Raw genomic sequence first — 12,490 nt, 5'->3', positions numbered from 1 at the left:
GAAAGTTTGGAATGTTTTTCACAAAGAGAATGATGAATCAAAATGCTCAGGAATGCAATAGTTAATAGTGACGTTGTTTGTTATAAAAAATTTCTATGTATTCAAATATTGCAGTTCTAGTTTGTTGAGCAGAGTGTTGTGAAGTATCAATAAGTATTTCTCTTTTCAATGAGCTAAAGAAGCTTTCCACAACAGAATTGTCGTAACAACAACCTTTATGACTCATCTATGTTTTTTATGGATAAGAGATATTGATAACCTTGCGAAGTATATTGTGAACCTTGATCACTATGTAATAGTAGATTTTTGGCAGGTTTACGCTTGTTAACGGCCATTAATAAAGAGTCCATAACCAATTGTTTATTTATTGAACTGCTCATTAACTACCATGCGTGAATATAGATCGATTATTGTTGCCAAATATAGCCATCCTTCTTTGGTTTTTATATAAGTAATCCCATACTTTATTTGGTTGATCGACAATAAAGTTTTGGTCTAATATATTGGGAGCTACTGTCCGTTTGTTGTTTCTTAATTTTAAATTTTCTTCTCAATATAGCCTGAATACCATTTTTCTGCATAATACTTTGCACTGTTTTTAAGTTGCAACTTTTACCCAAAGCCTTTAATTCAGCATGAATTTTAGGAGCTCCATATCTACATTTAGAAGCTTGATATATTTTTTGAATATCTGCTAATAACTCTTTATTTGCTGATTCTCTACTGCTTATTTTCCTTGTAGTCCACTTATAGTAGCCACTAGCAGAAAACCCTACATAATTCCTGCACTTTATAGTGTTTACTATGCTCTTTTATGAAAAAATATTTTACTCTTTTTGACTGGCCAGGGCTTTTTTAAAATGTCTCTTTCTCTTGTTACTTTTGCTAACTCTTTCTGTAAATCAAATCTCTCTTTGTCATAAGGTGCTACATCTGGAAATGCATTTGCCGCTGACTTTTTTTCGTTATATTTCTTCATCCATTTTCCTAATACACTATCCCTTATTCCTAGATCTCTTGCTACTTTTGCAACTGGTTGACCTACCTTTCTTTGTTCATTTGCCAGCTTAACAGCTTCCAATTTGAATTCTGCCGTATATTCTCTTGCCATTTCTAATCCTCCAAAATTTTATTTTACCCGAAAAAACTCCTTTCTTTCTCTCCACTTTTTCTGGGTAAGGTCAGTATGGGAAAAGGTGAAAGATGTACTAAAAAACCCAGAGATGATAAAAAAGGAATACCAACGTAGAGTATTAGAAAATAAAAATGATGAATCATCAGAGAAAAAGTTTGCAAGAAGAGAAAATCAAATAAAAGAAGGTATCGAAAAATTAATGGAAGATTATTATAGTCAAGAAAATGCAGGAGAGAAAGGATATATAAGCGAGGAAGAATTTAAACAGACAATGAGAAAAATGAAAGAACGCTTACAAGGGATAGAAGAAGAGAAAAAAAAGGTAGTTGATCAGAAGGCAGTAGAAAAAGGAATAAGTCTTATTATAAATAGCATAAAGAATTTTTATTCTAGTGTAAAATCGAACCTGGAACAGCTAGATTGGCAAACTAAGCGCGGCATTATTAAAGCATTAATAGGACAAATTAACATTGGTTGTGATCAGGTAGAAGTAGGATTTCAGATCGAAGAACCAGCACAGGATGGGGGAATTCTTAATTTGTATCATTGTACTACACATCATAATAAGGGGGTTGGCAAAATGTGTGCGCCAAGAAGTGCGTAAGGAACAGTTGGTGAAAATCCAACACGGGTAAAGCTTAGCCGGCAACCTGGAACAAACCATTATGCTGCGTAAGGTAACGAGCGTAGTAAAGCTAATGGAATGGACAACATAGGGTGCAACGAAAGTGAAGGTATTGAGTCCCGTAATTCACGCGTCATGGGGGCTGACACTTTACATTTGGTGGAAGGCAACATGGGTAATAACGCTAAGGCAAGATATTACTCACCTCATCGGGATCGAAGGCCGCGTCATGTGTTGAGATGGACCTTACGTGAACTTGGGAGATCCTTTGTATTCCTGTAAGGGTACTCTGGAACAAGTCAATAAAGGCGAGGACTGGAGGAAGATGCAAAGGAAGTCGGACTAACTGATAGTACTCGGAGTGTGGGAAAGCCACATACAAGGGGAAGCGGTTAGCAATATAGTGACTGGTATAGGGATTGCTATACCAATACAACAGAGATTAGAGGAGTATGCAAGGAAAACTAAACCAGATAGCAGTAAGGGCTAAGCAAGATAAGCGAGTAAAATTTACATCATTAGTTCATTTGATTAATGAAGAGAATCTTGCAGAGTGTTATAAGGAACTAAAACGCAACAAGGCTTGTGGTATAGATCGTGTGACAGTGGAAGCTTATGGAGAAAATCTAGAAGAGAAACTTAAAACACTAGTGGATAGTATGAAGAGAAAACAATATCAACCGCTACCAGTGAAAAGGGTATACATACCCAAAGCCGGGAGCAAAGAGAAGCGCGGTCTCGGAATACCATCAACGGAAGATAAGTTGGTACAGGTAATGCTAAAGAAGATATTAGAAAATATTTATGAAGCAAACTTTATGGACAGCTCGTATGGATTTCGACCAGGAAGAAATTGTCATCAGGCGATAAACGCTCTAGATAAAGCAGTTATGCACAAACCAATTAACTATATTGTAGAAGTGGATATCAAGAAGTTCTTTGATAATGTTCAACATAAATGGCTAATGAATTGTCTAAGGGAACGAATAGCTGACCCAAATTTATTGTGGTTAATAAAACGATTTCTAAAGGCAGGAATAGTCGAAGTTGGATGTTATAAAGCAACCGATCAAGGCACACCACAAGGTGGTATAGTAAGCCCTGTATTAGCTAATATATACTTACACTATGTGCTGGACTTATGGTTTGAAAAGAAATTTAAGCCAAAAGCCAGAGGATATTTACAGCTAATAAGGTTTTGCGACGATTTTGTAGTTGGCTGCGAGAGGGAAGAAGACGCAAAAGAATTTCTAGAATTACTGAAACAAAGACTAAGTAAATTTGGGTTGGAAATAGCTGAAAATAAAACAAAAATAGTAAAGTTTGGTAAGAAAGAATGGTATCAAGCAGAAAGAGAGAAACGTAGGACGGCTAGCTTCAACTTTCTAGGATTTACACATTATTGTGGAAAAAGTCGTAATGGTAAACTTATGATGAAGCAGAAAACTTCAAAAATAAGCCTAGCCAGAAAGATTAAAGAAATCAAAGAATGGTTGAAGATGGTACGAAGTCGTATCTGTCTCAAAGATTGGTGGCAGAAACTTAAAGCCAAACTAACAGGACACTATAGCTACTTCGGAGTTAGCGGAAATTATCGGTGTTTGATTCAATTCTATCGACCGGTAACAAAGTTAGCATTTAAGTGGATAAACCGACGTAGTCAAAAGAAAAGTATGGATTGGGAACAATTTATACACTATTTAAAAGTAAATCCATTACCAAAACCAAAGGTATATGTTTCTTTATACACAGGAGCACTAGTGTGAACGCTGTATTGTGGAGCCGTGTGCGGGAAATCCGCAAGCACGGTTCTTTTGGGGAGACTATGGTTATGAGACCAAATCGCTGGTTTCAAGGTCATGAGTCTCTACCAGACGTCAAGCAAGTTTTTTCGTTTCTATAAATCTGGATTTCAGCGTTATGCGCTGGAATGACAACGTGAGGTAAATTTTTCAACATCCCAAAATTACAGAATTCAGTCTGTTTAATTAAGTGTGAACTGTTACACGAAAATTTTGTAAACAGATTAATATACCCTGTTTTTGCTATTCATCTAAAAATGGAACCATAGAGTACGTTGAGGAGCGTAAGCAAATTTTAATGCAAAAATTACTATCAAAAAATAGATTATGCAAGAGGTCTAATTATTCTGCCGCAATTTTGCTCTATCACACTTGCCACATTTAATATTCCAGCTTCATCATAATAATTTCCAATCACTTGCAAGGCAAGTGGTAAACCCTCATTGGAGAGCCCAACAGGAACAGAAATAGCAGGCAATCCTGCCAGACTTGCCGGCACAGTAAACACATCATTGATGCACATAATTAGCGGATCTGGCTTTTCATTTAAGCCAAAAGCTTCTGTTGGAGCAGATGGCACAAGTATGTAATCTATTTTTTCAAACGCTTTTATAAAATCATTTCTGATTAATGCCCTGATACACTGTGCTTTTTCGTAATATTCATTGTAATGACCTGAGGAAAGCGCATAAGCGCCAATTAAAATTCTTCTTTTCACCTCTTTACCGAAACCTTCTGCTCTTGTTAGTGAATACATTTCTTCAAGGGTATCAGCATCAACCCTGAACCCATAACGCACACCGTCATAACGAGCAAGATTGGATGAAGTTTCAGCAGAACAAATTAAATAATAGACTGGTATTGCATATTTAGTATGTGGCAGAGTAACGTCAACAACTTCAGCGCCATTTTCTTTTAAATAGGAAGCAACTTTCTCCCAATTATGGACTATTTCCTCTGAAATTCCATCCATCCTATATTCTTTTGGTATACCAATACGCTTACCCTTGACATCACCATTTATAAAGCTAGAAAATTTAGGCACTGGCTTTTCGCTTGATATTGAATCTTTTGTATCATAGCCACAGATTGCTTCCAGCATTAATGCTGAATCAGAGACAGAACGAGTAATGACTCCTGCTTGATCTAGAGAACTCGCAAATGCAATCATACCAAAACGCGAGCATCTTCCATAAGTTGGTTTTATTCCAACCACTCCACAATAAGCTGCTGGTTGGCGCACAGATCCACCGGTGTCACTCCCTAGTGCTCCAGCGCATAAAAATCCAGCCACCGATGCTGCAGATCCACCAGATGATCCACCAGGAACAACTTTTTCCCCATCGCTTTTTCTAATCCACACATTTTCAACAGGGCCAAAATAGCTATTTGTGTTCGCAGAACCCATAGCAAATTCATCCATATTAAGCTTACCGAGCATGGCTGCTCCACTTTTTAAAAGCAAGTCAGACACCGTAGATTCGTAAGTCGGAACGAAATTTTCCAGCATTTTTGAGCATGCTGTTGTTTTTATTCCTTTTGTACAGAATAGATCTTTGATGCCAACTGGTACACCCATGAGCGGCGAGATTAAATCATCCTTTTGCCTAGAGAAATGTTCATCTGCAGCTTTAGCAGCTTTCATTGCTATCTCTGGGGTTTTTGTTATAAATGCATTTAATTTCTCATTTTCAACCGCACTGATGTGCGCCTCTACGAGTTCAACGGCAGAAAAACTCTTTTTTTTGAGCCCGTCATGCATTTGTGTAATACTTAACTTTCTTAGTTCATTCATCAATATTTAATTTTTAGCAAGACATTAATTATAACATGGCACGATAAAAAATCCATACATTTATAGTTACAGCTAGAAATGTAGCTAAGGTAACTTAGATTCACCGACAATCGTCATCCCGCTACTTGTTAGCGGCTAAGAGATACCGCAGCGGTATGACGTAGAAGCTATACTTTTATACTCACCAACTCAGTATCCAATCCGGATTGTATCTTAAAAAGGTCAAAAGACTATAATAAGCAAAGGAGTGATACTGTGTCTGAGTGAAAATCGTTGAGATCCCAGTGTCTGCTGCTTGCATAGCATTTATTTACAAAAAAATAGTCATGCAAGAGACTTTGCTTGGATATTTGATATAATTTAGGTCTATTAAAGCAAAAAATACTAACATGAATGAAGTGATAACATTTGGTTGTCGTCTAAATTTTTACGAGAGCGAGTTAATCAAAGAAGCATTAAAAAAAGCAAAGAGAGAAAATGTTGTTGTGGTGCATAGCTGTGCAGTGACAAACGAAGCAGAACGTCAGGTAAAGCAAAAGATACGTAAGATTTACAAAAATGATCCAAATAAAGAAATTATCGTAGTTGGTTGTGCTGTTCAGTTGGATCCAGAAGTTTACAGTAGCATTCCTGGTGTAAGTAAAGTGCTCGGTAATCAAGATAAGCTAAAAGCTGAAAATTACTTACTAAATGACGATAAAATCTTGGTCAGTGATAACCAAGTAGAACCTGTTCTAATTAATGGATTTGAAGATAAGTCAAGGGCATTTATTGAAATTCAAAATGGTTGTAATCATAGCTGCACATTTTGTTCAATTACTGAGGCAAGAGGGAATAATCGATCTGTGCCAATAAACAGTATTATAGAGCAAATCAGGATCTTTGTAGAAAATGGATATCAAGAAGTAGTGTTGACAGGGGTTGATATTACTGACTTTGGTACAGATTTGTTGGGTAAGCCATCACTTGGTTCAATGATTAGGAGAGTTTTAAAGGATATACCAGAGTTGAAGAGGCTAAGACTTTCCTCTATCGATGTTGCTGAAGTTGACGACGAATTAATGGATTTAATAGCTAATGAGTCAAGACTTATGCCTCATTTACATTTGAGTCTACAATCTGGTAATAATTTAATACTAAAGAGAATGAAGCGTCGTCACAACAGAGAACAAGTGATAGAATTTTGTCATAAAATGAAGAGCTTGAGGCCTAATATAGCATTTGGCGCTGATATTATTGCTGGATTTCCAACAGAAACTGATGAAATGTTTCAGGATACAGTTGATTTACTGAAAAAAACAAATATAGTTTACCTACATGCTTTTCCATATTCAGAGCGGAAAAATACACCTGCTGCACGAATGCCACAAGTACCAGAGAATGTGCGTAAAGAACGAGTAAAAAATTTAAGAGAAGTAAATAAAGAAATTATGAGCAGTTTTTGTCAATCCTTGATCAACACTAAGCAAAGTGTTCTGGTTGAGCAAAATAATGTCGGTAGAGCAGAAAATTTTGCATTAATAAAGCTTGAATCAAAAGCTCAAGCCAAGAGTATTGTGAAAGTTAATGTTAAAGGAGTGGAAAATAATTATCTAATTGGAAATATTTTTTCTTAATTTTTGTACATTGAAGAAATATACGATATAGTAATTATACTGTAAATGATAATTGTGAATTCATTTATGATAACTAGAATATCTATTACTTTATTTTTGATTTTCATTTCATGTGTCTATTTTTTTATTACTTATATTAGTAATGATACACACATTGAGCAAGTACAACCCTTAAAATTAGAAACAGACAATAATAAAAGTGTGATACGTTCTGAGGAGGTTACTGCAAAAGAAATACCAATAAAATATCAAGAACTTGAAAGTAGTCCACCTTCTGTTTTCCAAGTAGCTGATCAGAAAAATATGTGGTCACGTATTGCAGATCAAGCTGAGCCTACAAAAGAAAAATCAAAAAAACTTGATTTTTATGTTAGCGCTAACGGTGGTAAGGTATACCATGATAATTCAGAAATATTTGTAAAGGGTATACAAGAAATAGGAAAAAGAGTCCTAACTTTAGTTGAAAGTCATTATGGTTTTATAATAAAAAATATAGTGGCAGATGAAATTAAAAGTATACAGCAATTTGATGGTAAAATTGATTTCCAGTGGTTTAGCAGCATGTCTTTAGGTTACTATGCTGGAGAAAATGGTAAAATTGATTTTGAAGCCGCGTATTCTATAGCCAATATTGAAGATAGTAATTCTCCTCCGGTATTTGATAAATCAGCAAGTATATTTGCGTTTTTGTTAAACTTCTATTATAATCCCAGCGTTCAGGATACACAATTTGCTCCGTACATCGGTCTTGGTATAGGACCAACAATTTTTAGATTAAAAAGGATTAATGGGTCACCCCAAAATTCAATGCCACTGAATGTTCCTTGGTTTGCTTATCAAATAAAACTTGGTGTTGATTATTCAATAATCCCAGAAATCAAAACCTTTCTCGGCTATCGTTACTTTAGCGTTCCGATACCTGTTGCAGGTGACATATCTACTCACAATATTGAAGTTGGTTTGATATTTAATTTTTAGTGATAATTTAATATATATATAAATTCTTATCTTTTCTATCTAACAAACCAAATGTTGGTACGATTGTTGCTTTTAAAAAAATGACAGTTTCTACTGTTCTAATATTATTCGCTAGCCTTTTTGATTTCTGATGCAATAAGCTTTGCTTATCTTCTCTATGTTCTATAAGCCCGCCGATTACCATAATTTCACCGCTCTTAATTTTTAACATAGAGTTCATTTCTCTGATTTCAACAATTGGAATGTCGCTATTTAATTTCATTTTACTCTGCTGTGCGACGTACTCTATATCTGGATCTTTAGTGTAGCCGTTAATTCTTGATAAAGTTGGATGTATATCCATGAATATTTCACTAGTATCAATGTTAATGCTTGGGTGGATTATTAGCACAACACCTATTGGGACGCTATTCATCTTGGTAATTAAGGTCTGATTAGAGTTTCTAGTATCTTTTTGTATATCGGAGGTAAAATAAATATGGTTTTTAGTAAATGAAATCATCGCTTGCTGATTATTTATAGCATGTACTCTGGGGCTTGAAATTACAGTTGAAGTGCCAAATTTGTCTAAATTTTTTACTAAATCTCCTAGATCATTTGCACCAAAGTTCATTGCTAGGTTAATAATGGAGTTATCTTGATTTATTATAGACTTAGTTCCATCTTGTAAGTCATTTAAGTTCATACCAGAAAGGTATTTGTCATCTAGCACAACTTCAACTATTTTTGCCTCTATCATTACTTGAGAAGACGCTAACTTCTTAACCTTATTAATATATTCTTCAACAGCTTTGTGGATATCTTTTCTAGCATTCAAAATAATAACACCAGCTTCTCTGTTGGATGAAAGGAATTCGCCATCATCCACCCCGTTAACATCCATTATTGCATTCAAGCCTTTTTCTAATGAATTCCATAAGTCACTACTGTATTGAGACTTCATAACATTGTTATAGTCCCTATCAACGTTACTTCCATCACTGTTAGTAATATTGTTATTAATGACGAAACTGCTTTGAGCAGAATGTTGAATATTGATGAAGTCTACGTAATAATTTTGTGTGTATGGCAAGTCCTGCTCAATTCTAATTACACCATTACTTGTTGAGTAACGCAGTTTGGCGCTATTTGCTATACTCTGAATTACTTCGTTTATATCCTTATCTTTTAGCTTTAAAATAATATTACCTGATATTTTTGGGTCCATATCCAAGTTAACGTCAGAAAGTTTTCCTATCTCAATCAGCAAATCCTTTACTGATACTTCTTCACTAACATTAATAGAAATAAGCTGATTACTGATTGTGAGATCGGGACACTCTATTGGTAAAGGCATAATTTCTGGTATTGCCGGTTCATTAATCTCCAAAGAGGTGTTATATTGTTGCAACGGATAATCGTGCTTATAATTGTCTATGTTAATAGGATATTGCTTGGTAGGTAGATGTGTGCAAGAAATAATGAAGAGGAGTATTAAGCATTTAAAAATAGCCATTAGAACAGCATACAAAATCTATACTAATAGCTTTCTATAAAAATATTAAAAATGTATTTAATCTCATTTTCATTGAGCAGATAATTGTCGTGTATTAGCTTTGGCTATGTATTTTTTGTATACTCTTCTTGTACTTAAATGTAGACCAGCATAGCCCTAATTTTTTTATATATTGTACTTCTTTCTCTGTATTTAATAATAGGCTTGAAAATAAATGGTAAGCCTATAATTGTTAAGCTTAGAGCTAGGGTTGAAAGTATACAACAGGCTTTGTGTTTACTACGTAGCTCTTTCAGATAAAGCATCAAAAATCTACAAAATTTTTTGTAATTTTCTTCGATGTTTTTTTTGCTATGAGCCTTGCTAATGAACATATCTATTGCGGTATGACCGTTATTGCACTTAATGTTAAGGTCTGCACCTTTTTCTGTTAACAACTGAGCTATATCAAAATAATCCTTTTGAACAGCAAGATGTAGAGGTGCAAAACCTTGTTGCTCACAAATGTTCATATTGGCTCTAACTTCCAATAACATTTTCACAATTTGTGTATGGCCTTTTTTAACTGCGAGTAGCAAGGGAGTTCTGTTACATTTAGTAACAGCATTAACGTTTACCTTAAGCTTCAATAAGAGCTTAACTGTTTTAGTGTTACCATTATGGCTAGCTTTATGCAGCCTAGCGTTACCATTAAAATCTTGATCGTTTGCTTCTATTCCCTTTGAAACAAGAAATGTTACCATTTTTCTATTATTATGCTCAATAGCGCAATCTAACGCATCAAAACCATGGTTGTTTTTTGTGCAAAAAAACTCTTTAAGTTTAATTTTATCGTTACTTGCTTGCTGTTTTTTTGCAATAAGTTTTACTATTTGCATTTTGTTGTTATACGCTGCTAGGAAAAGCGTAGTGTTATTTTCTGCATCTTTGGCTTCTATATTTGCACCTTTCTTTATCAGATATTCTATAATTTCTGCTCTGCTGTCATAATGTGCGGTGCATTGATAAATGGTTAAAAACAAAGGAGTACGAAAATTGTTATCTTCACATTCGAGATTTGCTCCGCTATCAATTAAAATTTGGACGCTTTTTTTAGAACCGTATAGTGAAGCTATATGAAGAGGAGTATAGCCCTCTTTGGCATCTTTTTCATTAATTTTTGCGCCTTTTGTTATCAAAAAATCTATTAATTCCGTGTCATCTTGTAGTGCAGCAAGGTGCAGTGGAGTGAATCCATTTTTATCCTTGGAATTAATTGTCAGTTGGTTAACAAAAAGTTTAGCAACTTTCTTGTGTCCATGCATAATGGCGTAATGCAGAGGGTTTCTATTTTCGTTGTCTACGACATTGAAATCAGCTTCGTGCTCTAGTAATGACTTTACTCCAACTAAATCGCCTTCTTTTGTGAACTTATGCAAGAGAGTGATTCCACTTGCATCTTTTGAGTTAATATCAAATCCATTTTCTACTAATTGGTTTATATCTTCCTCACGCGCCATATCACTTAAATCTCTAATTAAACTCTTTTCGCGTTAATAATACTCCTACTTGATTAAGTTTAAATGAATCTGTGAGAAATGGCTAGTGCATTCTTGCATAACAAACTTTTGGCAGCGCATTGGATGAAACGAAAAACTTACTTGACAAACTCCGCCAGCCCTCTTATCATGAAACTGAAGCTATTTATTTATCTTCGCAATCTCTGCAGTGGATTAATGACAAAAAACTTAATGTATTTGGCGTAAATCATGCTTAATTTTTTGCACTATGTGCACCTCATGTCTTTATAAAACTTTTAGGTTTCTACCTATACAAGCCGAAACGCGCTTATAAAGTGTTTAAGACAGTAAAAGACGTCAAATAGACAAGGGAGAATTTGAATACTAGCTACCCTAGGGTTTCTTTGCCTTTTTTTTATTTGGTAAATTTCTTAACATTTATAGCTAAACGACAACTGTCATTCCTGTAAAGGTCAAGTATCCCGCTACTTGTTAGCGGGATCTAGAGATACCGTGACGGTATGACGTAGGATTGCTGTCATTCTGCTACTTGTTAGCGGCTGAGATACCGCGAATGAATCGCGGTATGACGGTTCGCGGTGGCATGACGATAAGCTCGTCATTCCGCTACTTGTTAGCGGCTGAGATACCGCGAATGAATCGCGGTATGACGGTTAGCGGTGGCGTGACGATAAGCTCGTCATTCCGCTACGTGTTAGCGGCTAAGAGATATCGCGGTGGTATAGCTATAAATTGTTGATATCTTTTTTATATCACATTTTTAACTTACAATAGTTAGCCAGCGTTCCTTACATTAACCAAATCTTTCAAATTCTGCACTCACCACTACCTATAACTCACTTTCACGCAATATTGATCGTTCTTAAAAAGCAATCTAACATTTTTTATTCCTTGATTGCGAAGCTTTGATGCAGCTGATTTAGCAGCCTGAGCACTTTTAAAAAATGCAACATATCCCTTACTTTCTGCACTGTCTTGTTTCGGATGACGTTTCTGCATTTCTTTTTCATATTGCTTTCTGTAATGAGGAGTATTTTGTATCAATTGTTCTGACATCTTTCTTAGGTATTGAACTTTTACTTTTGCAAGCCCAGATTTATGAAATCCTAAGACTTGAGCTGCTTTTTCTGATAAGTCTATTATTCTGCCTTCAATAAAAGGCCCTCTATCGTTAACCCTTGTAACAAGCTTTCTTCCGTTTTCTAAATTAGTGACAAGAACAAAGCAGGGTAAGGGCAAAGTCTTATGCGCTGCAGAGATCAAGTGACGGTTAAACGCTTCACCATTTGCTGTAAGTGTGCCATGATCTTCTATTCCATACCACGATGCTATCCCTATCTCTTCATAGTGTTTACAGTTTTTTGGATAATAAGTTATACCATTTATTGTGTAGCTGCTGCCAATTTTATAATGACCTGCAGTGCAGTTAAACCTGTTGCTAAAACTGCAGCTACTTATCAAAACAAATATTAGACATAGAAAGGTTAGGTTTTTTATCATTGTATTCGGTAAGAGGGTTCGATA

The 12,490-nt window shown here is 35.3% G+C and carries 9 protein-coding genes and 1 pseudogene; 5 read left to right on the top strand and 5 right to left on the bottom strand.

All coding sequences use genetic code 11. The features are described 5' to 3' along the window. Positions 1–18: 18 nt before the first annotated feature. Positions 19–1,111 (bottom strand): annotated as a pseudogene (locus tag R0F62_RS06835) (IS3 family transposase). Between the two features lie 85 nt (positions 1,112–1,196). Here R0F62_RS06835 and R0F62_RS05675 point away from each other — a divergent pair. The 3 genes from R0F62_RS05675 (at position 1,197) to ltrA (ending at position 3,526) form a co-directional block, all read left to right on the top strand. Next, positions 1,197–1,739, top strand: a complete 543-nt coding sequence (locus R0F62_RS05675) for a hypothetical protein (RefSeq protein ID WP_245994758.1) — start codon at positions 1,197–1,199, stop codon at positions 1,737–1,739. Positions 1,740–2,121: 382 nt separating this feature from the next. Beyond that, a complete protein-coding gene (locus tag R0F62_RS05670; protein ID WP_255324786.1) occupies positions 2,122–2,250 on the top strand; it encodes a hypothetical protein in 129 nt (42 codons plus the stop codon). Next, on the top strand, positions 2,213–3,526 hold the full coding sequence (gene ltrA / locus R0F62_RS05665; RefSeq protein WP_006280268.1) for a group II intron reverse transcriptase/maturase: 1,314 nt from the start codon (positions 2,213–2,215) through the stop codon (positions 3,524–3,526). Before R0F62_RS05670 ends, ltrA begins: the two co-directional genes overlap by 38 nt. A gap of 361 nt (positions 3,527–3,887) precedes the next feature. Here the strand turns inward: ltrA and gatA are convergent, their stop codons facing one another. After that, positions 3,888–5,357 (bottom strand): Asp-tRNA(Asn)/Glu-tRNA(Gln) amidotransferase subunit GatA, encoded by a 1,470-nt coding sequence (gene gatA, locus R0F62_RS05660; protein WP_010962643.1) that lies wholly within the window; start codon positions 5,355–5,357, stop codon positions 3,888–3,890. A gap of 389 nt (positions 5,358–5,746) precedes the next feature. On the opposite strand from gatA, the gene mtaB reads away from it, so the two are divergent. Together mtaB and R0F62_RS05650 are read left to right on the top strand one after the other, a co-directional pair. Next, a complete protein-coding gene (mtaB, locus tag R0F62_RS05655) occupies positions 5,747–6,973 on the top strand; it encodes a tRNA (N(6)-L-threonylcarbamoyladenosine(37)-C(2))-methylthiotransferase MtaB (protein ID WP_274979157.1) in 1,227 nt (408 codons plus the stop codon). A gap of 66 nt (positions 6,974–7,039) precedes the next feature. Then, a complete protein-coding gene (locus tag R0F62_RS05650; RefSeq protein WP_274979158.1) occupies positions 7,040–7,951 on the top strand; it encodes an outer membrane protein in 912 nt (303 codons plus the stop codon). A 7-nt stretch (positions 7,952–7,958) separates the two neighbouring features. On the opposite strand, the gene R0F62_RS05645 is transcribed toward R0F62_RS05650, so the two are convergent. From R0F62_RS05645 to R0F62_RS05635, 3 genes are all read right to left on the bottom strand, one after another. After that, entirely contained in the window at positions 7,959–9,446 is a 1,488-nt protein-coding gene (locus R0F62_RS05645; RefSeq protein ID WP_274979159.1) for a type II secretion system protein GspD, read from the bottom strand. Between the two features lie 134 nt (positions 9,447–9,580). Further along, entirely contained in the window at positions 9,581–10,945 is a 1,365-nt protein-coding gene (locus R0F62_RS05640) for an ankyrin repeat domain-containing protein (protein WP_274979160.1), read from the bottom strand. Positions 10,946–11,791: 846 nt separating this feature from the next. Then, entirely contained in the window at positions 11,792–12,466 is a 675-nt protein-coding gene (locus tag R0F62_RS05635; RefSeq protein WP_010082236.1) for a septal ring lytic transglycosylase RlpA family protein, read from the bottom strand. Positions 12,467–12,490: the final 24 nt, after the last annotated feature.

Origin of the sequence: Wolbachia endosymbiont of Drosophila aff. chauvacae BK-2020 (assembly GCF_032848195.1) — a bacterium.
Taxonomy (GTDB): domain Bacteria; phylum Pseudomonadota; class Alphaproteobacteria; order Rickettsiales; family Anaplasmataceae; genus Wolbachia; species Wolbachia pipientis.
The sequence above is the reverse complement of the archived record's forward strand: the minus strand, read 5'-3'. Positions and strand labels throughout refer to the sequence as shown.